General features: G+C 70.8%; 24 protein-coding genes and 1 pseudogene. 10 read left to right on the top strand and 15 right to left on the bottom strand.

All coding sequences use genetic code 11. From position 1 onward, the window contains the following. Window positions 1-403 precede the first annotated feature (403 nt). Complete coding sequence (locus BLT97_RS36920; RefSeq protein ID WP_093618411.1) at window positions 404-1045, bottom strand: DNA-3-methyladenine glycosylase; 642 nt, start codon at window positions 1043-1045, stop codon at window positions 404-406. Between the two features lie 159 nt (window positions 1046-1204). Between BLT97_RS36920 and BLT97_RS36915 the strand changes: the two genes are divergently transcribed. The 3 genes from BLT97_RS36915 (at window position 1205) to BLT97_RS36905 (ending at window position 3222) form a co-directional block, all read left to right on the top strand. Then, a complete protein-coding gene (locus BLT97_RS36915) occupies window positions 1205-1987 on the top strand; it encodes a sporulation protein (RefSeq protein WP_093618409.1) in 783 nt (260 codons plus the stop codon). Window positions 1988-2029: 42 nt separating this feature from the next. Further along, window positions 2030-2566: a YbhB/YbcL family Raf kinase inhibitor-like protein gene (locus BLT97_RS36910; protein ID WP_093618407.1), complete on the top strand. Its 537-nt coding sequence runs from the start codon at window positions 2030-2032 to the stop codon at window positions 2564-2566. A 146-nt stretch (window positions 2567-2712) separates the two neighbouring features. Further along, window positions 2713-3222, top strand: coding sequence for an HNH endonuclease (locus BLT97_RS36905; protein WP_093618405.1), 510 nt, complete (start codon window positions 2713-2715; stop codon window positions 3220-3222). A 63-nt stretch (window positions 3223-3285) separates the two neighbouring features. On the opposite strand, the gene BLT97_RS36900 is transcribed toward BLT97_RS36905, so the two are convergent. The 4 genes and pseudogenes from BLT97_RS36900 to BLT97_RS36885 all read right to left on the bottom strand — a co-directional run. After that, window positions 3286-4053 (bottom strand): sulfite exporter TauE/SafE family protein, encoded by a 768-nt coding sequence (locus BLT97_RS36900; protein ID WP_093618403.1) that lies wholly within the window; start codon window positions 4051-4053, stop codon window positions 3286-3288. A gap of 6 nt (window positions 4054-4059) precedes the next feature. Next, entirely contained in the window at window positions 4060-5016 is a 957-nt protein-coding gene (locus BLT97_RS36895; RefSeq protein WP_093618415.1) for an SPFH domain-containing protein, read from the bottom strand. 210 nt (window positions 5017-5226) lie between these two features. Then, a complete protein-coding gene (locus BLT97_RS36890; RefSeq protein ID WP_093618401.1) occupies window positions 5227-5658 on the bottom strand; it encodes an NfeD family protein in 432 nt (143 codons plus the stop codon). 343 nt (window positions 5659-6001) lie between these two features. Continuing rightward, window positions 6002-6526 (bottom strand): annotated as a pseudogene (locus BLT97_RS36885) (ABC transporter ATP-binding protein); the annotation flags it as partial. A gap of 252 nt (window positions 6527-6778) precedes the next feature. Between BLT97_RS36885 and BLT97_RS36880 the strand changes: the two are divergent. Then, window positions 6779-7561, top strand: coding sequence for a hypothetical protein (locus BLT97_RS36880; protein WP_093618397.1), 783 nt, complete (start codon window positions 6779-6781; stop codon window positions 7559-7561). A gap of 83 nt (window positions 7562-7644) precedes the next feature. Here BLT97_RS36880 and BLT97_RS36875 read toward each other — a convergent pair whose 3' ends face one another. From BLT97_RS36875 to BLT97_RS36860, 4 genes are all read right to left on the bottom strand, one after another. Then, complete coding sequence (locus tag BLT97_RS36875; RefSeq protein WP_093618395.1) at window positions 7645-7884, bottom strand: chaplin; 240 nt, start codon at window positions 7882-7884, stop codon at window positions 7645-7647. Window positions 7885-8162: 278 nt separating this feature from the next. Beyond that, the gene (locus tag BLT97_RS36870; protein WP_093618393.1) at window positions 8163-8408 is read right to left on the bottom strand and encodes a chaplin; all 246 of its coding nucleotides are present in this window, start codon (window positions 8406-8408) and stop codon (window positions 8163-8165) included. A gap of 182 nt (window positions 8409-8590) precedes the next feature. Further along, the gene (locus tag BLT97_RS36865) at window positions 8591-9235 is read right to left on the bottom strand and encodes a response regulator (RefSeq protein WP_093618391.1); all 645 of its coding nucleotides are present in this window, start codon (window positions 9233-9235) and stop codon (window positions 8591-8593) included. Beyond that, complete coding sequence (locus BLT97_RS36860) at window positions 9228-10373, bottom strand: GAF domain-containing sensor histidine kinase (protein WP_093618389.1); 1146 nt, start codon at window positions 10371-10373, stop codon at window positions 9228-9230. Before BLT97_RS36860 ends, BLT97_RS36865 begins: the two co-directional genes overlap by 8 nt. A 171-nt stretch (window positions 10374-10544) precedes the next feature. Between BLT97_RS36860 and BLT97_RS36855 the strand changes: the two genes are divergently transcribed. The 3 genes from BLT97_RS36855 (at window position 10545) to BLT97_RS36845 (ending at window position 13337) form a co-directional block, all read left to right on the top strand. Beyond that, window positions 10545-11255, top strand: coding sequence for an SDR family NAD(P)-dependent oxidoreductase (locus tag BLT97_RS36855; protein WP_093618387.1), 711 nt, complete (start codon window positions 10545-10547; stop codon window positions 11253-11255). Further along, the gene (locus BLT97_RS36850; protein ID WP_093618385.1) at window positions 11252-12352 is read left to right on the top strand and encodes an S-adenosylmethionine:tRNA ribosyltransferase-isomerase; all 1101 of its coding nucleotides are present in this window, start codon (window positions 11252-11254) and stop codon (window positions 12350-12352) included. The genes BLT97_RS36855 and BLT97_RS36850 overlap by 4 nt, the downstream gene beginning before the upstream one ends. A gap of 298 nt (window positions 12353-12650) precedes the next feature. Continuing rightward, window positions 12651-13337: a transglycosylase SLT domain-containing protein gene (locus BLT97_RS36845; protein ID WP_093618383.1), complete on the top strand. Its 687-nt coding sequence runs from the start codon at window positions 12651-12653 to the stop codon at window positions 13335-13337. A 79-nt stretch (window positions 13338-13416) separates the two neighbouring features. On the opposite strand, the gene BLT97_RS36840 is transcribed toward BLT97_RS36845, so the two are convergent. After that, on the bottom strand, window positions 13417-15990 hold the full coding sequence (locus tag BLT97_RS36840) for an ABC transporter ATP-binding protein/permease (RefSeq protein ID WP_093618381.1): 2574 nt from the start codon (window positions 15988-15990) through the stop codon (window positions 13417-13419). A gap of 379 nt (window positions 15991-16369) precedes the next feature. Here BLT97_RS36840 and BLT97_RS36835 point away from each other — a divergent pair, with 379 nt between their 5' ends. Together BLT97_RS36835 and serB are read left to right on the top strand one after the other, a co-directional pair. Then, complete coding sequence (locus tag BLT97_RS36835) at window positions 16370-17950, top strand: streptophobe family protein (protein WP_218137353.1); 1581 nt, start codon at window positions 16370-16372, stop codon at window positions 17948-17950. Between the two features lie 289 nt (window positions 17951-18239). Beyond that, window positions 18240-19457: a phosphoserine phosphatase SerB gene (gene serB / locus BLT97_RS36830; RefSeq protein WP_093618379.1), complete on the top strand. Its 1218-nt coding sequence runs from the start codon at window positions 18240-18242 to the stop codon at window positions 19455-19457. A gap of 125 nt (window positions 19458-19582) precedes the next feature. Here the strand turns inward: serB and BLT97_RS36825 are convergent, their stop codons facing one another. The 4 genes from BLT97_RS36825 to BLT97_RS36810 all read right to left on the bottom strand — a co-directional run bounded on the left by BLT97_RS36825 (window position 19583) and on the right by BLT97_RS36810 (window position 22132). Continuing rightward, complete coding sequence (locus BLT97_RS36825; RefSeq protein WP_093618377.1) at window positions 19583-20101, bottom strand: SixA phosphatase family protein; 519 nt, start codon at window positions 20099-20101, stop codon at window positions 19583-19585. Between the two features lie 106 nt (window positions 20102-20207). Next, window positions 20208-20417 carry a hypothetical protein gene (locus BLT97_RS36820; protein ID WP_093618375.1) on the bottom strand — a complete coding sequence of 70 codons (210 nt, stop codon included), beginning with the start codon at window positions 20415-20417 and terminating at the stop codon, window positions 20208-20210. Window positions 20418-20641: 224 nt separating this feature from the next. Further along, the gene (locus BLT97_RS38965; RefSeq protein WP_093618373.1) at window positions 20642-20758 is read right to left on the bottom strand and encodes an SGM_5486 family transporter-associated protein; all 117 of its coding nucleotides are present in this window, start codon (window positions 20756-20758) and stop codon (window positions 20642-20644) included. A 72-nt stretch (window positions 20759-20830) separates the two neighbouring features. Further along, window positions 20831-22132 (bottom strand): CynX/NimT family MFS transporter, encoded by a 1302-nt coding sequence (locus tag BLT97_RS36810; protein WP_245769752.1) that lies wholly within the window; start codon window positions 22130-22132, stop codon window positions 20831-20833. A gap of 188 nt (window positions 22133-22320) precedes the next feature. On the opposite strand from BLT97_RS36810, the gene BLT97_RS36805 reads away from it, so the two are divergent. After that, window positions 22321-23007 carry a FadR/GntR family transcriptional regulator gene (locus BLT97_RS36805; RefSeq protein ID WP_093618369.1) on the top strand — a complete coding sequence of 229 codons (687 nt, stop codon included), beginning with the start codon at window positions 22321-22323 and terminating at the stop codon, window positions 23005-23007. Window positions 23008-23009: 2 nt separating this feature from the next. Here the strand turns inward: BLT97_RS36805 and BLT97_RS36800 are convergent, their stop codons facing one another. Beyond that, complete coding sequence (locus BLT97_RS36800) at window positions 23010-23414, bottom strand: hypothetical protein (protein WP_093618413.1); 405 nt, start codon at window positions 23412-23414, stop codon at window positions 23010-23012. Window positions 23415-23908: the final 494 nt, after the last annotated feature.

The raw sequence follows: 23908 nt of genomic DNA, 5'->3' as shown, positions 1-23908 counted from the left end.
GAATGAGAGAGACGGGGTTGTCAATCTGGCGTTGACTTTTGGCACGCTGTTGAGTTCTCAAGGAACGGACGCTTCCTTTGTACTCACCCTCTCGGGCTTTCCTCCGGGCTTCCCTTCGGTGTTTCCGACTCTATCAGATCCTTTCGGGCCTGATTCCCAGTCGGCGGGATTTGCCTTTCGGCTGTCTATTCGGCCTCGCGGCCTTTCGACATTCACTACGTTAGCGGATTCCTTCGGCAACTCATAATCGAGTCGAGGGAATCGAATTCCGGCATGCCGAAATAGACCCCGTCGAGGGAAGTCGCAGTAGTGGTTTGGCCGCTTCCGGCTGCTGTCGAAGGCAGTACCCGGTTCAAGCGGCTCGGGCTACATTACGGATCCGCCCGGGCCGCGTCAAGTCCCGTCAAGACCTCCGTCGTCGGGGCGTATGGGCCCTGTACGGGCTGACGGTCGGGTCGTTGGCGATCCAGTACCGCCACGGGGCCACCCCGCCCTCACCCGAGACTCCGGTGCGCGGACCGTTCCGTACCTGGTCGGCGGGTACAGGCGTGCCCGTGAGGATCGACAGAGGGGATGTCGGGCCGGCGCAGACGTCCGTGCCGTCCAGGGCCCGGTCGATGTCGAGGGCGGTGGCGAGGCGGGCCGGGCCTTTGGCCAGTTCCTTGTCATTGCGGGCCGATAGGCGACGGTGGCGGGTGAGCTCTGCGCCCTCGATGATCTCGCCGGCGCGCAGCAGCACGGCGCTCGCGAAGCCTTCCGGGCCGCAGACCAGGTTCATGCAGTGCCACATGCCGTACGTGAAGTAGACGTATGCGTGGCCGGGCGGGCCGAACATCACGCCGTTGCGGGCCGTCCGGCCGCGATAGGCGTGTGAGCCCGGGTCGGCCTCCCCCGCGTATGCCTCTACTTCCGTGAGGCGGAGCGCGATCGGTCCGTCGGGGGTGCTGCGGACGAGGATCCTTCCCAGCAGGTCGGGGGCCACCTCCAGTACGGGGCGGTCGAAGAAGGTGCGGGGCAGGGGCGTACGGTCGGGGGCCGCGATCATGCCGTACGAGCGTAGTGCAAAGGTTCTGTACGGGCGGGTGGTCAGGAGGCCCGGCGCTTGGAAGGGTGTGGGCCGGAACCGTCGCCTGCCGGTTCGCGTTTGTAGATGAGAGATCGCTGATCAAGACGGGTCGCCTCGGGCGGCACGGGGAGGACTGACATGGTGTTCAAGAAGCTGCTTGCGAGCATGGGTGCCGGTGGCGCGTCGGTGGAGACGGTGCTGACCGAGGCCAATGTGGTGCCGGGCGGCGTCGTCCAGGGTGAGGTCCGGATCCAGGGCGGGTCCGTGGATCAGGAGATCGAGTCCCTGTCCGTCGGTCTGCAGGCCCGCGTCGAGGTCGAGGGCGGTGACCAGGAGGTCAAGCAGGACATCGAGTTCACCAAGCAGCGGCTCGGCGGCGCCTTCGAGCTGAAGGCCAATGCGCTGCACACCGTGCAGTTCGGGCTGGAGATCCCGTGGGAGACGCCGGTCACGACGATCGACGGGCAGCAGCTGCGCGGCATGAACATCGGGGTGACCACCGAGCTGGAGATCGCGCGTGCCGTGGACTCCGGCGACCTGGACCCGATCAACGTGCACCCGCTGCCGGCGCAGCAGGCGATCCTGGACGCCTTCATCCAGCTGGGCTTCCGCTTCAAGAGCGCCGACATGGAGCGCGGTCACATCCGCGGTACGCGGCAGAAGCTGCCGTTCTACCAGGAGATCGAGTTCTTCCCGCCGTCGCAGTACCAGGGTCTGAGCCAGGTCGAGCTGAGCTTCGTCGCGGACGACCGCGAGATGGACGTCGTGCTCGAGATGGACAAGAAGCCGGGTCTGTTCAACTCGGGCGGCGACACCTTCCGTGCGTTCAAGGTGGGGCTGAACGACTTCCAGGGCACGGACTGGGCTTCGTACCTGAACGAGTGGCTGACCCAGGTCGGCGGAAAGCGCAACTGGTCCTAGGCTCTGAAGGGCAGGTCCGAGACAGCCGACCGGAGGTTTGACGTGACGGACAAGCGGCCCCCGCTCCCCCATGACTTCCACCCCCAGGTGCCGTCGTTCACGGTGCTGAGCGACGATGTCGCGCCGGGTGAAGTCCTGGCCGACGCCCAGGTGTTCGCGCAGGGCAATGTGTCGCCGCAGCTGCGGTGGGAGGGCTTCCCCGCGGAGACGAAGAGTTTCGCGGTGACGTGCTTCGACCCGGACGCCCCCACGGGCAGCGGGTTCTGGCACTGGGTGCTCTTCGACATCCCGGCTTCGGTCACCGAGCTGCCGGTGGGTGCCGGCAGCGGCAAGTTCGATGGGCTGCCCGAGGGCGCGGTGCACGCGCGCAACGACTACGGGACGAAGGACTTCGGTGGCGCCGCTCCCCCGCCCGGGGACGGCCCGCACCGCTATGTCTTCACCGTGTACGCGGTGGACCAGGAGAAGCTCGGCCCGGATGCCGATGCGTCGCCGGCGGTCGTCGGCTTCAATCTCCGCTTCCACACGCTGGCGCGCGCCCAGCTCATCGGTGAGTACGAGGTACCCGCCGAAAGCTGAGGGTTCACCGGTTGTTTGCCCGCTCCTGGTCTTGGAAGTGATCAGGGGCGGGCATTTTTTATTGCGTTGTCCATCTCGGCGCGCCCGGCCAGAGTTGATCCCAGTCCGCCGAGTGGCGGGCGGGTGCGCACGGGAGGGTGGGCGAGATGCGGGACACGCTGGTGCTGAACGCGAGCTTCGAGCCGCTGTCGACGGTGACGTTGAACCGAGCCGTCGTGCTGGTTCTGACGGACAAGGCCGTCGTCGAGCAGGCCCACCCCGAGCTGAAGATGCGTGCGGCGGCTGTGGAGCTTCCGGTGCCGCGGGTGATCAGGTTGTGCCGGTACGTACGGGTGCCGTTCCGAAGACACGCGCCCTGGTCGAGGCGGGGTGTCCTGATCAGGGACCGCAACAAGTGCGCGTACTGCGGCAGGAGGGCCACGACGGTGGACCACGTGGTGCCGCGGGCGCAGGGCGGTGGGGACACGTGGCTGAACACGGTGGCCTCGTGCGCGGCGGACAACCACCGCAAGGCGGACCGGACGCCCGAGCAGGCGGGGATGCCGCTGCTGTTCGAGCCGTTCGTGCCGACGCCGAGTGACGCGATGCTGTTCGCGCTGGCTGCGGATGACCGGTCGGCGCTGCCGGAGTGGTTGACGCAGTCGGTGGCTGCGTAAGCGGTCGTACGTTCCGTATCGGTGGTGTGGCCCGTCTCCTGGGGAGGCGGGCCACTCGCCGTGTCAGCGCAGGATGAGCTGGACCAGGGCCACCGTGCCCACCGCCACGATCAGCCCCCGCAGCAGCCCCTGCGGTATCCGGCGGCCCAGCGTGCCGCCGACGAATCCGCCCACCAGCGAGCCCGCCGCCAGGAGCAGGACCACGTTCCAGTCGAAGTGGGCGGCGAAGAGGAAGAAGAGGGCGGCGATCGCGTTGACCATCGCGGCCAGGATGTTCTTGACCGCGTTGGCGCGTTGCAGGGTCTCGCCGAGGAACATGCCCATCAGGGCCATGTAAAGGATGCCTTGGGCGGCGGTGAAGTAGCCGCCGTAGACGCTCGCGAGGAACAGGCCGATGTGCAGCCAGGGGCCGCCGAACTGCTTGCCGGGGTCGCCCCTGCGCTCGCGGCGGCGCTGCACCGCCTTGGCGATCCAGGGCTGGAGCACGATCAGGACCAGGGCCAGGCCGACGAGGACCGGGACGATCATCTCGAAGGCCGAGTGCGGCAGGGTCAGGAGCAGGATCGCTCCGCACAGGCCGCCCGCGGTGACAACGATGCCGAAGCGCAGCACGCGCGCCCGCTGCCCGGCCAGTTCACGGCGGTAGCCGAAGACTCCGCCGGCGAAGCCGGGCAGCAGACCGAGGCCGTTGGAGACAGTGGCGGTGACCGGCGGCAGGCCGATGGCGAGGAGCACCGGGAAGGTGATCAGAGTCCCGGAGCCCACGACCGTATTGATGGCCCCTGCACCGAATCCGGCGGCAAGGACCCCGACGATCTCCCAGGCCGTCACAACAGGTCAGTCGAGCGGGGGCTGTTCGCGGCGCTCCGTGGCGGGTGCGCCGGCCTGCGGGCCGACGGAGCCGGAGTTGCCCGTGAGCGGGCCGCCGAAGTTGCCGATCGCGCCGGACAGGCCCTTGAGTGCGTCGCCGATCTCGCTGGGCACGATCCAGAGCTTGTTGGCGTCGCCCTCGGCGATCTTCGGGAGCATCTGGAGGTACTGGTAGGAGAGCAGCTTCTGGTCGGGGTCGCCCGCGTGGATGGACTCGAAGACCGTACGGATGGCCTGGGCCTCGCCCTCCGCGCGCAGGGCCGCGGCCTTCGCCTCACCTTCGGCGCGCAGGATCGCGGACTGCTTCTCACCTTCGGCGGTGAGGATCTGCGACTGGCGGATACCTTCCGCGGTGAGGATCGCCGCGCGCTTGTCGCGGTCGGCGCGCATCTGCTTCTCCATCGAGTCCTGGATGGAGGTGGGCGGTTCGATCGCCTTGAGCTCGACGCGGTTGACGCGGATGCCCCACTTGCCGGTGGCCTCGTCGAGGACGCCGCGCAGTGCCGCGTTGATCTCCTCGCGCGAGGTCAGGGTCCGCTCCAGGTCCATGCCGCCGATGATGTTGCGCAGCGTGGTGACGGTGAGCTGCTCGATCGCCTGGATGTAGGAGGCGACTTCGTACGTGGCCGCGCGCGCGTCGGTCACCTGGTAGTAGATGACCGTGTCGATGTTGACCACCAGGTTGTCCTGGGTGATCACCGGCTGGGGCGGGAACGGGACGACCTGTTCACGGAGGTCGATCCGGTTGCGGATCGAGTCGATGAACGGGACGACGATGTTCAGGCCCGCGTTGAGCGTGCGCGTGTAGCGGCCGAAGCGCTCGACGATGGCGGCGCTGGCCTGAGGGATCACCTGGATCGTCTTGATCAGGGCGATGAAGACCAACACCACCAGGATGATGAGGACGATGATGACCGGTTGCATCGCGCTCCCCGTGCCCTTCGAGCCTGTGTACGCCGACTTGTCCGCCGAGCTGTGCCGAGTGTTCCGGGTGCGTGCCGTCTGCACGGCGCACACGTCCGGAGGATCTTGCTGGTCGAGTCTGTCAGAACACCCGCTGCTGCGAGCGGAGTTCAGCCACATCGTGCCTGCGCATCACGCCTGCCGCCGCATCTCACGGCGGGCCGGCCGCCCTCACATCACCACAGCGGTGGCTCCGTCGATCTCCACCACGTCGACCTGCTGCCCCACGTCGTAGGTCTGCGCCGCGTCGAGCGCGCGGGCCGACCAGACCTCGCCGGCGAGCTTGATCCGGCCGCCGCGGCCGTCGACCCGTTCGAGTACGACGGCCTGCTTGCCTTTCAACGCGTCGACGCCGGTGGCGAGTTGGGGCCGCTGCGCCTTGTGCCGGGCCGCGACGGGCCGTACGACCGCGATCAGCGCGATCGAGACGGCCGCGAAGACGACCACCTGGAGAACGACGTCGCCGCCGAGACCGTAGGTCACGGCGGCGGCTACCGCACCGGCGGAGAGCATCCCGAGTTCGGGCATCGCGGTGATCACGAGCGCAATGCCCAGGACTACCGCGCCGATCAGCCACCACACCCAAGGGTCCATGTTGTTCATGGTAGGGGCGGGGTGGCCGTCGGGGACAGGGTGCGCGGGGCGGGGACTGCCGCCGCGACGCGCGCCCGCGCGCGGGTCAGCCGATGGGCAGACCCTGCGCGGTCCAGCGGTCGCCGACCTGCTCGACGACGAGCGGGAGGCCGAAGCACAGGGACAGGTTGCGCGAGGTGAGTTCCAGCTCCAGGGGGCCCGCGGCGAGGACCTTGCCCTGGCGGATCATCAGGACGTGCGTGAAGCCGGGGGCGATCTCCTCGACATGGTGCGTGACCATGATCATCGAGGGGGCGATCGGGTCGCGGGCCAGCCGGCCGAGGCGGCGCACCAGGTCCTCGCGGCCGCCGAGGTCGAGGCCCGCGGCCGGCTCGTCGAGGAGCAGCAGCTCGGGGTCGGTCATCAGGGCGCGGGCGATCAGGGTGCGCTTGCGCTCGCCCTCGGAGAGGGTGCCGAACTTGCGGTCCAGGTAGTCGGACATGCCGAGGCGGTCGAGGAAGGCGCGGGCGCGCTGCTCGTCCACCTCTTCGTACGACTCGTTCCAGCCGGCGGTCATGCCGTACGCGGCGGTGAGCACGGTCTGCAGGACGGTCTGGCTCTTGGGGAGCTTGTCGGCGATGGCGATGCCGGCCATGCCGATGCGCGGGCGCAGCTCGAAGACGTCGACCTTGCCGAGGGTGTCGCCGAGGATGGTCGCGGTGCCCTTGCTCGGGAACAGGTAGCTGGAGGCGACGTTGAGCAGTGTCGTCTTGCCGGCGCCGTTGGGGCCGAGGATGACCCAGCGCTCCCCCTCCTTCACCGACCAGGAGACCTGGTCCACCAGTGCGCGGCCCCCTCGGACCACGGACACGTCCTCCAGCTCGAGCACATCGCTCATGAGCGTGCTGTCTCCCATGCGTATCGGAACTTGCGAGCGTCGGTGGACGCCGCCCCCAAGGAAAACCTACGCCACCGGCCGGCGACTGCTGTCCCCGGTCCGCTCCTTGGGTCGGTTTCCGGTCCAGGTCTTTGCCCGGAGGCGGGTGCGCGACCGGGTTCGGGCGAGCCTCTCAGGCCTACGGGGCCGGGGCGGGTCCGGGAGTCAGGGGTTCGGGCCGGAAGCGGGAACGGGGCTCTTAGGCTGGTGTCCATGCTCTCCGAACCGCGCTCCGGTCTGCTGGCCTCCTGGGGCAATGCACTGATCGCCGGACTTGTCTCACCCGATGAGGCGGTGGACGCCGTCGTCGGTGACGACGCGGTGCACCGGGTCGAGGGGCTGCCGGGCGAAGCCGGTCAGGTGGGTCTCACCCTCGCGCTCGGGCGGTTGCGGGCGCTCGGTGCGCAGGGGCTGCGGGTCGCGCTGCCCGCGCCGGGACATCCGTTGGGTCTCAGCGGACCGCCGGAGTTCAATGCGCGGGCGCTGGAGGCCGAGGAGGCCGTGGTCTGCCACGGGGTCGCGCTCGGGCTCGTTCCCGAGGTGTACGAGGCCGGGCCCGAGGGCGACCTGCACGTGGAGGTCGTATGGCACTGCCTGCCCGTGCGCGAGGCGCCGCCCGCCGACGTACCCTCGCTCGGCGAGGCGGAGCGCGAGCTGGCCGAGGCGCTGCGGGAGGCGACGACGCTTCTGACCAAGCTGGACGTCGCGGGGTCGGGTCCGGTCGCGGAGGCGGCGGTGGACGCCTACCGGGCGCGGGCGGAGCGCGGGCGCGAGGTGCTCGCGCCGGGGTATCCGCCGCGTGCGGTACGGGTGTTGGAGCTGGCGCAGCGGGTCGGGCTGCTGATCTCGGTGGCGTACGAGACCGGGCACGGCGGGGCCGTCAGCGCCTCCGAGATGGGGGCGCGGGCCGAGGCGCTGCGGCCGGTGGAGCGCACGGCGCGCCGGGCGCAGGTGGCGGCGTACAACGCGTATGTCGAGGAGCTGCTGCGGGGCTGAGGGTCCCGCGGGTCGCGGAGGCCGGGACACGCGGAAGCCCCGCGAACCGGGAGGAGTTCGCGGGGCTACCGGGGTGCTGTGGGTCAGCCGTTCTGCGCGACGTTGCCGAACGCCGGGTTCAGGGCGCCGATGACGTTGACCGAGTCGCCGGAGACGTTCACGGGCACGTGGACCGGGACCTGCGCGGCGTTGCCGGAGGCGACGCCCGGGCTCTGCACGGCCTTGCCGTCCGCCTCGGAGTCGGCGAACGCGGCGCCGGCGGAAGCACCCGCGGCGATCGAAGCGGCGGCGGCGACCAGGGCGGCCTTCTTGGCGAAGTTCATGAGGTTGTTCCTCCATCAAGTCCCGTGCTGAGCACGGGAGTTCACTGTTCAGCGACCCCAGCCGCGGGGTCGCACGCTGAAGAACGCATGGGCCGTCCGGATGACACGGACCCGGGCCCGATGCCGCCCGTTCGGATCAATAAGCCGAAGATCGAAGGAACGCAGCGGCGTTCGGTGCACTCGAACGGGACGAAGGCGGCGGGTCTGTGGACACGACCGGCCCCCCAGGCGGTGCCTGGGGGGCCGGTTGGTCCGTCGCTACGCGACTTCGGCGAACGTCAGCCGTTGAAGCAGTCGTTGCCGAAGGCCGGGTTCAGGGCACCGATCACGGAGACCGTGTTGCCGCAGGCGTTGACCGGCACGTGGACCGGGACCTGGACGAGGTTGCCCGAGGCGACGCCCGGCGACTTGGTGGCCTTGCCGTCGGCGTGGGCGCCGTCCGTGGCGGACGCGAAACCGGCACCGGCTGCAACCAGGCCACCGGCCACCATCGTGACGGCAGCGGCCTTCTTCAGGTTCTTCACTTCTGAGTCCTCCTTGCGGTAGCTGCGGCCAGCCGCCGCAGCATGCAAGGAGAACGGTCCACGTCCGTCCGGGATGCGCCGTCCGGGGGACATCCACACGACGGTATGAATCTCGGACCGGAAGGCGACGGTCCGCAACCGGGCGCGTACGAACCGGTTCCGACCGTCGTGATCGCCTCTGATCAGCCGTTGAGGCCGTGGCGTACGGCCCACAGGGCGGCCTGGGTGCGGTCGGCCAGGTCGAGTTTCATCAGGATGTTCGACACGTGGGTCTTGACGGTCTTCTCGGACAGGACGAGCGTGCGTGCGATTTCCCGGTTGGAGCGTCCGTCGGCGATCAGGCCGAGCACCTCGCGTTCGCGCTCGGTGAGCGAACCGCCGCGTCCCTGCGCCCCGTTGCCCTCGTCCTGCGCGAGCAGGGCCCCGGCCACCTCGGGCTGGAGCAGGACATGTCCCGCGTGTACGGAGCGGATCGCGCCGGCCAGGGCGTCGGGGTCGACGTCCTTGTAGACGTAGCCCGCGGCGCCCGCCTTGAGCGCGGGCACGACCGTCCGCTGCTCGGTGAAGCTGGTGACGATCAACACGCGGGCGGGATTGGCGAGTTCGCGCAGCTTGCGCAGGGCCTCGACGCCGTCCATGCCGGGCATCTTGACGTCCATCAGGACGACGTCGGGCTTCAGCTCCTCGGCGCGCTCGACGCCTTCGGCCCCGTCCGAGGCCTCTCCGACGACCTCGATGTCCTCCTGGATCTCCAGGAAGGTGCGCAGTCCGCGCCGTACGACCTGGTGGTCGTCGACCAGCAGGACGCGGATCACCTTGTCAGCCACCGGGCACCTCCATCTCGATCGTGGTGCCCTTGCCGGGCGCCGATTCCACCTGAAGCCTGCCGCCGACTCCCCCGGCGCGGTCCCGCATCGAGACGAGACCGAGGTGGCGTCCGGCCCGCCGGGTCTCGCGCGGTGCGAAGCCCCGGCCGTCGTCGGTCACCCGCAACACGGCGCCCTGGCCGTGCTTTTCGAGGACGACGTCGACGTGGGCGGCCTCGGAGTGGCGCAGTGCGTTGTGCAGCGCCTCCTGCGCGACGCGCAGCATCGCCTCCTCCTGCGCGGCGGGCAGGGCGCGTACGCCCTCGCAGCGGAAGGTGACCCGCGGGGCGTGGGCGCGGTCGAGGACCTGGATGTGGGTGCGCAGCGTGGCGACCAAGCCGTCCTCGTCCAGGGCCGCGGGCCGCAACTCGACCACGGCGGCGCGTAGTTCGTCGGCGGCCTCGGCGGCGAGCGCGGCCACCTGCTGGAGTTCGTCCTTGGCGCGCACCGGGTCGCGGTCGATCAGCTTGGCCGCAGCCTGGGCCGTCAGCCGGAGCGAGAAGAGCTTCTGGCTGACGGCGTCGTGCAGTTCGTGGGCGAGGCGGGTGCGCTCCTCGGCGATGGTCAGCTCGCGGCTGCGCTCGTAGAGGCGGGCGTTGGTGAGGGCGATGGCGGCGTGCTGGGCGAGTATGCCGAGCAGCTCCTCGTCCTCCTCGGTGAAGCCGCAACTGCCGTCGGGCTTCGGGCAGTTCTTGTTCGCCAGGAAGAGTGCGCCGATGGTCTCGTCGCCGTCGCGGATGGGCAGGCCCAGGAAGTCGGACATGTCCGGGTGCGCGGAGGGCCAGCCGCCGAAGCGGGGGTCCTTGCGGACGTCGGCGAGCCGCTCGGGCCCGTCCTCGTGCAGCATCGCCGCGAGGATGCCGTGCTGGCGCGGCAGCGGGCCGATGGCCTTCCACTGCTCGTCGCTCACGCCGTCGACCACGAACTGCGCGAAGCCCCCGTGGTCGTCGGGCACGCCCAGGGCCGCGTACTCGGCGTCGAGCAGCTCGCGGGCCGAGGCCACGATCGTCTTGAGCACGTCGCGCACTTCGAGATGCCTGCTCATGGCCAGGAGCGCGGTGCTCACGGCGATCAGTCCTGATCGGGGGCGGTCGGTCATGGACACACCGTACCGGCGGGTTCGCACACCTGTATCGGACCGCGGACCGCCCTCGCCTAGGACCCCGGGCGTAGTCCGAAGGACCTTGCCGGAGCGGGCCCCGCGCACGAGGTGCCGGCCGGGTCCGGGTTCCTACGTTGGGGGCAGCGACGTACAGAGGGGACGGTCATCATGCCGGTTGCGCTCATCACGGGGGCTTCGAAGGGGTTCGGCAAGGCGCTCGCCGCGGCACTGGCCGCGCGCGGCTGGGATCTGGTCGTGGACGCGCGGTCCGCGGACGCGCTGGAGAAGGGGGCCGAGGAGCTCCGTACATATGGAGCGGCCCATGGCACGCGCGTGGTGGCGCTGCCCGGGTCGGTCACCGACGCCTGGCACCGCTCGGCGCTGGTCGCCGCGGCGCGGGACGTGGGCGGGCTGGATCTGCTGGTGAACAACGCGAGCGTGCTGGGCGCCGAGCCGCTCGTACGCCTGGAGCAGCACGACCTCGGCGGGCTGCGGGAGGCACTGGAGACCAATGTGGTGGCGCCGCTCGGGCTGATCCAGGAGGCGCTGCCGCTGCTGCGGGAGTCGGCGGCGGGGACGGTCATCGCGCTGAGTTCGGACGCGGCCGCCGAGGCGTACGAGACCTGGGGCGGTTACGGGGCCGCGAAGGCGGCGCTCGACCACCTCGCCGCGGTGCTCGCCGTCGAGGAGCCGGATCTGCGGGTGTGGGCGGTGGATCCGGGCGACATGCGCACCGATCTCTACCGCGCTGCCGTACCGCTGGACGACGACTCCGGGCGGCCCGAGCCCGAGACGGTCGTGCCCGCCTTCCTGCGGCTGCTCGACGAGCGGCCGGCCAGCGGACGGTACGCGGCTCCGGCTCTCCTGGAGGCGCGATGAGTGTGGACGAGGCGGTGCGGCTTGCCGGTCTGCGGGTGCCGGAGGAGCTCTCGGCGCGTGAGCCCGCCGAGCAGCGCGGCCCGGGCCGGGACCGGGACTCCGTGCGGCTTCTCGTCTCGCGCGGCACGGCGGTCTCGCACCACGACTTCCGTGCGCTGCCCGGACTGCTGCGCGCCGGCGACCTGCTCATCGTCAACACGTCCCCGACGCTGGCCGCCGCGCTCGACGGCCGGATCGGCCGGACCCGCGTGGTCGTCCACTTCTCCACGCGCGGGGACGACGGACGCTGGGCGGTGGAGCTGCGCGATCCCGACCGCGCGGGCACGACGCGGGCGCGGGCCGGCCAGCCCGGCGCCGTACTGCTGCGCGGCGGGGCACGTCTCGTCCTGGAGGAGCCGCTGGATCCGGCCGGGACGCGGCTGTGGTGGGCGCGGGTGTCGGTGGCCGATGTGCCGGGTCTGCTCCAGCGCTACGGACGGCCCATCCGCTACTCGTATACGAAAGAGGACCAGCCGCTGGCCGCGTACCAGACGGTCTTCGCGCTGCCGCAGCCCGGCGGTGCGGGGTCGGCGGAGATGCCGAGCGCCGGGCGGCCCTTCACGGCGCGGCTCGTGGCGGAGCTGGTGAGCCGGGGCGTGCAGTTCGCGCCGGTCACCCTGCACACGGGGGTGGCGTCGGGCGAGGCGCACGAGCCGCCGTATCCCGAGCGCTTCGAGGTGCCGGCCGCGTCGGCACGGCTGATCAACGCGGCGAAGGCGGGCGGTGGCCGGATCATCGCGGTCGGGACGACCGGCGTACGGGCCGTGGAGTCGGCGGCCGGGCCCGACGGGATCGTGCGGCCGGCCGCGGGCTGGACGGACCTCGTCGTCACACCGGAGCGCGGGGTGCGGGTGGTGGACGGGCTGCTGACCGGGCTGCACGAGCCGGAGGCCTCGCATCTGCTGATGCTGGAGGCGATCGCCGGAAAGCCCGCGCTCGAGCGTGCTTATGCCGCGGCGGTACGCGGGCTCTACCTCTGGCATGAGTTCGGGGACAGCCACCTCATCCTTCGGGAGGAGACCGATTACGGATCGAATTGCAGCGGCAACTGTTGGTGAGACTGTTACGCGCCCGATGTGAGCCCGCGCATAGGACCTACATCACTTACGAGGCCCCCTAGTAGCCCTCCAGGGGGCCTCTGGGCCGGGAAGATGCCCCATTCAGGACTTAGGTCCCGCAACCTGATCCACTAACCGACTTCGTACGTCACACCTTTGCCACGGAATTTTGCGGCCGCTAAGAATGGCTCCCGTCGCTCGGCGCGGTGGCTCCACAGCCACAGCGCGGGAAAGCCGGATTGCGTTTTCCGGCACGGAAAGGCGAGCGACCCCCGCTATTCGAAGAGGTCCATTCGTCATGCCCAAGCACCGAACCGCTGGTCAGTACCTGACCAAGAGCCAGAAGATCTCGATGGCCGGCGTGGGCGTCCTCGGCGCCGCCGCTCTCGCGGTCTCCGTCGTGCCGGGCAACGCCTCCGAGACCTCCCAGTCCGCCACCACCGAGGTCGCCGCCGCCGCTCCCGTGGCCTTCACGGTCAACAAGGACGTGCAGACCACCGTCGCCAAGCAGCACGCCGCCGCCGCCAAGGACGCCGACGCCGCCGCCAAGAAGGCGAAGGCCGAGGCGGACGCCAAGGCCAAGGCCGAGGCCGAGGCGAAGGCGAAGAAGGAGCGCGAGCAGAAGGAGGCCGCGAGCCGGGCCGCCGCCCGCAAGCCGGTCTACGCCAACAACCTCGACGGCTGGATCCGCCAGGCCCTCGACATCATGAAGCGCGAAGGCATCCCCGGCACGTACAACGGCATCTACAAGAACGTGATGCGCGAGTCGTCCGGCAACCCCAACGCCATCAACAACTGGGACATCAATGCCCAGAACGGTGTGCCGTCCATCGGTCTGCTGCAGATCATCAAGCCGACCTTCGACGCGTACCACGTCGACGGAACCGAGCACAACCAGTACAACCCGGTCTCCAACATCGTCGCCGCGTCCAACTACGCGGCCGACCGCTACGGCTCGATCGACAACGTGAACAGCGCCTACTGAGCCTGCTCACCACCCACAGCAACGCCGAAGGGCGGCACCCCGTGCGGGGTGCCGCCCTTCGGCGTCCGTACGCGCGTGACTACTTGCGCATGACCTCGGGCTCGTGGCGGCGCAGGAAGCGCAGCACGAAGAAGCCGCAGAGCGCGCCGAGCGCGAGCAGCGCGGCCATGTCGATGCCCCAGGCCGCCGCCTCGTGGTCCCACAGCGGGTCGGTGCTGCCCGGATCGTCGGTGTTGGGGTTGATCCGGTTGAAGTCCAGCGTGGTGCCGGCCGCGGCGACCGCCCAGCGGGAGGGCATCAGATACGAGAACTCGTTGACGCCGACCGTGCCGTGCAGGATGAACAGGCAGCCGGTGAAGACGACCTGGACGATCGCGAACATGACGAGCAGCGGCATGGTCTTCTCGGCGGTCTTCACCAGGGCCGAGATGATCAGGCCGAACATCATCGAGGTGAAGCCGAGCGCCATGATCGGGATGGAGAGCTCGAGCAGCACCTGGCTGCCGAGGACCAGGCCCTCCTTGGGGATCTCACGCGTGGAGAAGCCGATCACGCCGACGAGCGCGCCCTGGAGGACCGTGATGAGGCCGAGGACGATCACCTTCGACATCAGGTACGCGGAGCGGGACAGGCCGGTGGCCCGTTCGCGCTCGTAGATCACGCGTTCCTTGATCAGCTCTCGTACGGAGTTGGCGGCGCCCGCGAAACACGCGCCGACGGCCATGATCAGCAGGACGGTGGTCGCCGTGCCGTTCGGGATGATCCGGCCGGTCTGCTGGTTGACGTTGACCAGCAGGCCCTTGTCGGGGTCGATCAGGAGGCTGACCGCGCCGAGCACCGCCGGCAGGATCACCATCAGGGCCATGAAGCCCTTGTCGGAGGCGATCACCGAGACGTACCGCCGCACGAGCGTGAACAGCTGCGAGAACCAGCCCTGCGGCTTCGGCGGCTTCATCTGCTGCATCTGCGGCATCTGCACCGGCTGGGCCGCGACGGCGTCGATGTCGGCCGCGTACATCTGGTAGTGCTGCGAGCCCTTCCAGCGGCCCGCCCAGTCGTAGTCGCGGTAGTTCTCGAACGCCGAGAACACGTCGGCCCAGGTGCTGTAGCCGAAGAAGTTGAGCGCCTCCTCCGGCGGGCCGAAGTAGGCCACCGAACCGCCGGGCGCCATCACGAGCAGCTTGTCGCAGATGGCCAGCTCGGCCACCGAGTGCGTGACGACCAGGACGGTGCGGCCGTCGTCCGCGAGGCCGCGGAGCAGCTGCATGACGTCGCGGTCCATGCCCGGGTCGAGGCCCGAGGTGGGCTCGTCCAGGAAGATCAGCGACGGCTTGGTGAGCAGCTCGAGGGCCACGGACACGCGCTTGCGCTGACCACCCGAGAGCGAGGTGATCTTCTTGTCCTTGTGGATGTCGAGCTTGAGCTCGCCGAGCACCTCGTTGATCCGCTGCTGGCGCTCCTGCTCGCTGGTGTCGGCGGGGAAGCGCAGCTTGGCCGCGTACTTGAGCGCGGTCTTGACGGTCAGCTCCTTGTGCAGGATGTCGTCCTGCGGGACCAGACCGATGCGCTGGCGCAGCTCGGCGAACTGCTTGTACAGGTTCCGGTTGTCGTAGAGGACGTCGCCCTGGTTGGCCGGGCGGTAACCGGTCAGCGCCTTCAAGAGCGTCGACTTGCCGGAGCCGGAGGGGCCGATGACGGCGATCAGCGACTTCTCGGGGACGCCGAAGGAGACGTCCTTGAGGATCTGCTTGCCGCCGTCGACGGTGACCGTGAGGTGGCGGGCCGAGAAGGAGACCTCACCGGTGTCGACGAACTCCTCGAGCTGGCCGCCGACGATGCGGAAGGTCGAGTGGCCGACGCCGACGATGTCGTTGGGGCCGAGCAGGGCGGTGCCGCCCTTGGCGATCGGCTGACCGTTGACATACGTGCCGTTGTGCGAGCCGAGGTCGCGGATCTCCATCCGGCCGTCGGGCGTCGCGTGGAACTCGGCGTGGTGGCGCGAGACCTGGAGGTCGGAGACCACCAGCTCGTTCTCCAGCGCACGGCCGATGCGCATCACGCGGCCGAGGGCCAGCTGGTGGAAGGTGGTGGGGCTGCGGTCCCCGTAGACCGGCGGCGCCCCCGCGGAGCCGCCCTGCTGCGGAACCTGGGGTGAGGGCTGCTGCTGCCAGCCCTGCTGCTGCGGCACGCCCTGCTGCGGGGCCGGCGGCTGGTGCTGCTGCGACCAGCCGGGGCCGCCCTGCTGGGGCGCGGCCTGCGGCCGGCCCTGCGCCTGCTGCGGGGCGTGGTGCTGTGCGTGCTGCGGCTGTGCGCTCGCCTGGTGGGCCTGCTGCGGTGCGGCGGCGGCACCGGCCGCGGCACCTGCCCCGGTGAGGTTCAGGCGCGGGCCGTCCGTCGCGTTGCCGAGGTGCACCGCGGAGCCCGGGCCGATCTCCATCTGATGGATCCGCTGCCCCTGAACGAACGTGCCGTTCGTCGAGCCGTGGTCCTCGATGACCCAACTCCGGCCGCCCCAGCTGATGGTGGCGTGACGCCAGGAGACCCGCGCGTCGTCGATCGCCACATCACCGCCCGGGTCGCGTCCGAGCGTGTATGACCTGGACGGATCCAGGGTCCAGGTCCGTCCGTTCAATTCCAGTACGAGTTCCGGCACTCCATGCCCCACTACGTTGTCCCCCGAGTTGCCCCCGTCATGGGGAGTCTAGGGATGTCGAACATCGTGGGGAACTATTTCAGGCTCAGCCCCCTGTCCGAAAGTCGGGCCTTGTGAAGAGTGCGTAGGCGCCTCGCGGTCCGCCCCGTTGACGGTCCGGAAACCGCCCCGGAGAGTGGTAATCACCCACCAGTGCAGACAGATCATCCGGAACGGCGCAGATCGATCAAGCTCAACTGGTCGATCAGCCAAGGGCAATTCGGTACATACGTGGCTACAGGTGCACGTAGTGCTGAGACGAACAGGTTCAGCTGAGCGGCGCGCGGGTGCAGCTGGGTGGCGCAGAGGTGGCAGAGGTCTACGGATCGGGGGACGGTCGATGGGCGCGATGCGGTCGGCTGCGACGGTCGGCGGTCCCCGGCGGATCCGCTGGGGCGATGTGCTGCTCACCGCGGTCGCGTGCGTGAGCTGGTCCCTCGTGGGCATGGCCGGTGTCGCGGCGCTCGGCCTGCATCTCCTGGGCGCGGACGCGGCCGGGTCGTTGGGGCCGATGACGGCGGCGGCCGTGGTGCTCGGGGCGGGCGGTTCGGTGACGCCGTCCGGCGACGTCTCCGCCTTCGGTCTGGAGGGTGCGGAGGCGACCACCGCGATCGAGGTGACGCCGCTCGGCGTCTCGCTGGCGGGTGCGCTCCTGCTCGCCTTCTTCTTCCTACGGTCCTTGCGCGCCTTGGGAGTTGAGATCTCCCCCGGCGAGCTCGCCGCGCGGGCGGGCGCGGTGGCGGCGCTGTTCCTCGCGATGCTCGCGGGTCTCGCCTGGGCCGGACACGACGTGATCACGCTCGACGGTGCCTCCCTGGGGCTCGACCAGCTCCCGGACGGCGGCGGGCTCACGGACGACCTGCCGGGCGGAATCGGCGAGCTGCTCCCGGACCGGCTCGGCGATCTGGTCGAGGCGGAGGCGGCGGTGGGCTTCACCGTGGACACCGGGCCTTCGCTCCTCGGCGGTCTCGTGTGGGTGCTGGGGGTCCTGGTGGTGGCCCTGCTCTTCTCCCGTCGTACGCCGCTGCCGGCCGCGCTCGCGTTCCTGGACCGGGTCGCGCGGCCGGCTTTCTCGGCGCTGGTGACGGTGCTCCTGGTGGCGGTCGCGGCGGGGCTCGCGGCGGCGGCGTACGCGGCGATCGGCGACGACCACCCCGGGCGGATCGCGGGAGCCGCCCTGCTCGGGGCGCCGAACGGGGTCTGGCTCGCGGTGCCGCTCGGCCTGTTCGTGCCCTGGGACGGCAAGGCGACGGGCGCGCTGGCCGAGGTGCTTCCGGCGCCGCTCGACGCGTTCTTCCGCGCGAGCGCGGACGAGCCCGCGACGGTGGGGCGCCTGGCCGAGCTCGACGGCCGGGTGTGGCTCCTGGTGGTGGCGGTCGCCGTGATGATGCTGTTCGCGGGGGTGCTCGCCGCGGCCCGGACGCCGGTGGGGCCGCTTTCGGCGGCGGGGTTCGCGGGGCGGTGCGCGGTGCGGCTCGGCGGGGTGGGCGCGGTCGTCGTGCCGCTGCTTGTGTGGCTCACGGCGGTGTCGGCGAATGCGTCGCTTTCGGTGCTGGGCTTCGATGCGTTCGGGGCGAGCCTGTCCTTGCAGGGGCAGGCCGGGATGGGGTTGCTGCTCGGGGCCGTGTGGGGGCTGGGGGCCGGAGGGCTCGGGGCGCTGCTGGCGTATGGGGCGGGGGCTGCGGGTGGGCGGGTCGTGGGGGGTGCGTCCGGGGCCGGGGGCGGTGCTGCGTCCGGACCCGGGGCCGGTCCGCTGTCCGGGGATGAGGTGGGGCCGTACGATCCGGCGCCGCCGTTCCGGCCGGCCAATCCGCAGACGAATCCGTATCTGCGATTGCCGGACGAGGTGCGGGAATCCTCGCGGGATGGTTCTTCGCCGCCGGATGAGTGGCCTCAGGGGGGTGGGGGGCGCAAGCGGTGAGATCCCCTACCCGCCCCTTCCCGAAACCAGGGGCTCCGCCCCCGGACCCCTTGGGTGGGCACCCACGCGGGGGCTTCGCCCCCTGCCCCCCCCTTTGGGGCTTCGCCCCTTACCCCCGATCGCGCCTTAAGGGCGCTCGTCCTCAAACGCCGGACGGGCTGACAGTTGCCCCACGGACAGAAGGTACCCACAGGCAGAAGGCACCCACAGGCGGCGAAGAGGCGACCCCGTCCCACCACCCGGGACACCTCACCGAACGTTCACCCGGGCCCGCTACCGTGGTGCCACCATGAGCGCACCGCAGCCACCGCAGGCCCCTGCCGATGTCCCGACTCTGCTCGTCAAGATCTTCGGGAAGGACCGGCCCGGTATCACCGCCGGGCTCTTCGACACCCTTGCCGCCTTCTCCGTCGACGTGGTCGACCTGGAGCAGGTCGTCACCCGAGGACGCATCGTGCTGTGCGCGCTCGTCACCGAGCCCGCCAGGGGGCTCGAAGGCGAGCTGCGCTCCACCGTGCACAGCTGGGCCGACTCGCTCAAGCTGCAGGCCGAGATCATCTCCGGTGTCGGTGACAACCGGCCGCGCGGTGAGGGGCGTTCGCACGTCACCGTGCTCGGGCACCCGCTGACCGCCGAGTCCACCGCCGCCATCGCCGCGCGTATCACCGCGACCGGCGGCAACATCGACCGGATCTTCCGGCTCGCCAAGTACCCGGTTACCGCTGTGGAGTTCGCGGTCTCCGGCACGCCGACCGAGCCGCTGCGCACCGCGCTCGCCACGGAGGCCGCCGCGCTCGGCGTCGACGTGGCCGTCGTCTCGGCCGGGCTGCACCGCCGCGCCCAGCGCCTCGTCGTGATGGACGTGGACTCGACGCTGATCCAGGACGAGGTCATCGAGCTGTTCGCCGCGCACGCGGGCTGCGAGGAGCAGGTCGCCGAGGTGACCGCCCGCGCGATGCGCGGCGAGCTGGACTTCGAGCAGTCGCTGCACGCCCGGGTCGCGCTGCTCGAAGGGCTCGACGCCTCGGTGGTGGAGAAGGTGCGGGCCGAGGTGCAGCTCACGCCCGGCGCGCGGACCCTGGTGCGGACGCTCAAGCGGCTCGGCTACCAAGTCGGCGTCGTATCGGGCGGGTTCACTCAGGTCACGGACGATCTGCGGGAGCGGCTCGGGCTGGACTTCGCGCACGCCAACACCCTGGAGATCGTCGACGGCAAGCTGACCGGCAAGGTCACCGGCGAGATCGTGGACCGGGCCGGCAAGGCACGGCTGCTCAGGCGCTTCGCCCAGGAGGCCGGCGTACCCCTGGAGCAGACGGTGGCGATCGGCGACGGGGCCAACGACCTGGACATGCTCAACGCGGCGGGTCTCGGCGTCGCGTTCAACGCCAAGCCGGTCGTACGGGAGGCCGCGCACACCGCGGTGAACTTCCCGTTCCTCGACACCGTCCTCTACCTCCTCGGGGTCACCCTCGAAGAGGTCGAGGCCGCGGACGCCCACGAGGCGTAGCACGCCCCGGCATACACAGGACGCCTCGGCACATGTAGCACGCCCCGGCACACAGAGAGGGCCCCGGTACGGAACCGGGGCCCTCGACTGCGTATCGGACAAGGCCAGTTGACCCCTGGCCGGGGTTACTCGTGCGGAGCCCAGTAGTCGAACAGCGTGGCCACGCCGGGCTCCAGGGACTTCCACGAGCCCGTGAACGTCAGCATCGCCATCGCCGAGGTGGGGAACCCGCGCCGGTTGAGCCGGGTCTGGGCATCGCCCTCGGCCGAGCCCGCGAGGATCTCGGCGAGGCCCTGCATGCCGGGGTTGTGGCCGATCAGGAGCAGGTCCGCGACATCGTCCGGGGTCTCGTTGAGCACGGCGATCAGCTCGCCGGGCGAGGCCTCGTACACCCTCTCCTCGTACGTGGTCTTCGGGCGCTGGGGCAGCTCGCCCACCGCCAGCTTCCACGTCTCCCGGGTGCGGGCGGCCGTGGAGCAGACGGCCAGGTCGAAGGTGATCCCGCTCTCCGCGAGGCGGCGGCCCGCCGCGGGGGCGTCCTTGCGGCCCCGCTCGGCCAACGGCCTTTCATGGTCGGAGATCTGGGGCCAGTCGGCCTTGGCGTGCCTGAGGAGGACGAGCCTGCGCGGTGTATCGACACTCATGTGTCCCAGCTTCGCACGAAACGCGCCACGCGGCGCAGGGAGTTGACGGGCTCCCCCTCGAAGGGTGACGGGCGGTGCACGGGCTGCGGAACACTCCGCTTCCGGATCACGGAATCCGGAACATCACGGCTTCCTTGAGGCGGCTGAGGAAGTCCCCGAGCCCGGAGTCGCCGGCCGCGGCCTGTGCCTCGGCCGGGTGCAGCACGATCAGGAAGAGCACGACGAAGGCGATCACGGGCAGGGCCACGCCCCACCAGGGCAGCCTGGCCTGGGCGCCGGCCTGCTGCGGGGAGCGGGTGTGCGCTGGGGCCGACATGACGCCTCCGGATTCCGTGTTCCACGCGCCGCGTTCTCGCGGCGTACCTAGAACGTACGGAAGCGCGGGCCTCCAACCCATCCGGTGATCCACCCACTTGACCCTGACACCAGCCCCCTAGGGGATGGTGGTGCTACCCCCACCATGGGCGGCGGAGGCCGGTCGTCGCGGTCCTCAGGGGGGGCGACCGTCTCGATCGTCAGGGGAAGCGACCGTCGCGGTCGTCAGGGGGAAGCGATCGTCGCGATGATCGCGATGATCACGGTGACGGCCATCATCGCGCCGAAGACGGCGAGCAGCTTCTTCTGGCTGTTCTTGGGGTGCGGGTCGAGCACAGGCATACGGCCAGTCTCGCACCCTTTGCGCACTCCCCCGCCGCCGGGGGTCCCGGCGGCGGTGCCTTCAGCGGTGGCTCAGACCGTGCACTCGTCCTCCACGGTCCGCTGCCGTCCGGCCATCACACCGAAGGCGATCTGCGGCACGAGCAGCGCGCCCATCAGCAGGATCGGCACCTCCCAGCCGCCGCTGTGCTGGTAGAGGACACCGACGAGCAGGGGCCCCGGGATCGAGAGGAGGTAGCCCGTGCTCTGCGCGAAGGTCGACAGCTGGACCACACCCGGGCCCGTCCGGGCCCGCATGCCGACCATCGTCAGGGCCAGCGGGAAGGAGCAGTTGGAGATGCCGAGCACCAGCGCCCACACCCAGGCGCCGCCGGCGGGGGCGACGTACAGACCGGTGTAGCCGATCAGGCCGCACAGGCCGAGCGCGGCGACGATGGGGCCCTGGTGGCTCATCCGGGCCGCCATCCGCGGGATCACGAACGACAGCGGCACACCGACGGCCATGGTGATCGCGAGGAGCACACCCGCGGTCTCCGCCGAGACGCCGGCGTCGCGGAAGATCTGCGGCATCCAGCCCATGGTGATGTACGCACCGGTGGCCTGGAGCCCGAAGAACACGGCGAGCGACCACGCCGTACGGCTGCGGGTGATCCTGAGCTTGCCGGGCAGCTGCGCCTCGGCGTCCCGTTCGACGGCCTCGGCGGCGCCCTCGACCCGGGCGGGCTCGGGCCGGCGCCGGCGGACCACCGGCAGCCACGGCAGCACCGCGGCGGCGGCCAGGGCGGCCCAAACGGCAAGCCCCGTCTTCCAGTTGCCCCCGAGCGCCTCGGTGACCGGGACGGTGATCGCGGCCGCCAGCGAGGTGCCGAGCGCGAGCGCCATCGAGTAGAGGCCGGTCATGGAGCCCACGCGCTGTGGGAACCATTCCTTGATGACCACGGGCATCAGGACGTTGGAGACCGCGATGCCCGCGAGCGCGAGGGCGCTGGCGGCGAGGAAGGCTGCGGTGCTGCCGGTGAACGGCCGCACGATCAGACCGGCCGCGATCGCCGCCATGCCGCCGCACACCACGGCGGCCGGGCCGAAGCGGCGGGCGAGGCGGGGCGCGAGGCTGCCGAAGATCGCGAAGCAGAGCGGCGGTACGGAGGTGAGGAGACCGGCGACGGAACCGCTCATGCCGAGCCCGTCGCGCACCTCCTCGAGCAGGGCGCCGAGGCTGGTGATGGCCGGGCGCAGGTTGAGGGCGGCCAGGATGATGCCGGCGATGACGAAGGGCACGCCCCAGGTGCGCGCGGCCGAGGCGGGCTCGGACGGTGCGCTGCTGCGGTCGGGCGCCTCGGTGTCGGGCAGAACTGTCGACTTCTCACTGACCATGGGAGCCATCATAGAATCATGGGATGATTGGCTGTCCAATCGCCCCTGACCAGGACGGGACCGCCCGCGGCCGCACCCGGCGACGGCGGTACGGTCGGTCCGGCGGGGCCCCGGCCGCCCTGCCGCCACCGTGCTCCGCCCCAACTCCACATCGCTCCCCACCGCCGCCCGCTCCGAAGGAAGAGCCCATGCCCCTGTCGTCCCCCCGGCGTTCGGCGCTCGCCGACCAGGTGATCGCCGAGCTCAGGAACCAGATCACGTCGGGCGAGTGGCCGGTCGGGGCGCGCATCCCCACCGAGCCGGAGCTCGTCGAGCAGCTGGGTGTCGCGCGCAACACCGTGCGCGAGGCGGTGCGCGCCCTCGCCCACAACGGGCTCCTGGACATCCGGCAGGGCTCGGGCACGTACGTGGTCGCCACCAGTGAGCTGGCCGGGGTGATGCAGCAGCGCTTCGCCGGCGCCGATCCGCGGCACATCGCGGAGCTGCGCGCCACGCTGGAGTCGACCGGCGCGAAGCTGGCCGCGGAGCGGCGCACCGAGCGCGACCTGAAGCAGCTCGACGCCCTGCTCGTACGCCGGGAAGAGGCCTGGGAGTCCGGGGACCGCGAGGCCTTCGTCGAGGCGGACGCGACCTTCCACCTCTCGGTGGTCTCGGCCGCGCACAACGACGTCCTGACGGATGTGTACGCGGATCTGGGCGAGGTGCTGCGGGCCTGGCTGCGCGACGACATCGGCGAGACGCTGCGGCCGCAGAACCACATGGACCACACCCGCCTGGTGGACGCGATCCGCGAGGGCGATGCGCAGCGGGCGGCCGAGGAAGCGGCGAGCTATCCGTTCATGTGCCGGATCGTGGACGGGTTCCAGGAGGACTGAGCTCAGGGCCGGTCGCCGCCCGGCTCCGGGTGATGGGTCACCCAGGCCGAGCCGACTTCCTTCCAGCAGCGCCCGCTCAGCCGCACCGTCATGGCGGGGCCCGCGGGGACGGGCGTCGCGTCGGTGTCGATGTCCCACCAGCGGTCGCACTCGACATGCAGCCGCACATGATCGGTCTCGGGATACGGGTTGTGGCAGTACGCGGTGACGCGCGAGCCCTCGACGGAGGTACGGCACTCGGCCCCGAAAGGCCGCTCCTGCTGCCCGGCCACGTGCTTCGCGGAAGCGACTCCGGACTCGGACTCGAACGCGGACGCGGGCGCGGGCGCGGAGGAGGCATCGGCCGGCAGGACGAACAGCAGACTCAGCCCTGCGAGGAGGGGCCCGTACCGCCGTGTCCTGCGCACCACTCGGAAGACCTCCTCGGCCGTACCGCGACACGGCCGCGGCTGCACCTCAAGGGGGGAACTGGACTTCCAGAGTGCGCCGTTCACCCCCACCCCGCAGTCGGAGGGGGCCCGAACGGGCGAGACCCCGGCGCCGCGGGATGCGGGGGCCGGGGCCTGGAGGTGAGGGGCTCGCGGGGCGTGAGCCTGTGGGGCGGGGTGCGCGGGCGCCGGCGGGGTGCGGGGGCGCAGCGCGGGCACGGTGCGGGCGCGCAGCACGGGCACGGTGTCGGGGCAAAGCGCGGGCCGGTGCAGAGGCGCAGCGTAGGCCTGTGCAGAGGCGCAGCGTGGGCCGGTGCAGACGCGCAGCGTGGGCCGGTGCAGACGCGCAGCACGGGCAAGGTGCGGACGCACGGCTCGCCCACGGGGTGCAGGGGCGGAGCCCCGCCGGGGTCCAGGGGCGGAGCCCCGGAAGGGGACGCGAGGGCGTCAGCCCCCGCACCACCCCACCGCCG

This window comes from Streptomyces indicus, assembly GCF_900100315.1.
GTDB lineage: Bacteria > Actinomycetota > Actinomycetes > Streptomycetales > Streptomycetaceae > Streptomyces > Streptomyces indicus.
Note: the sequence above shows the minus strand (reverse complement) of the source record. Positions and strands in the feature narration are given on the sequence as shown.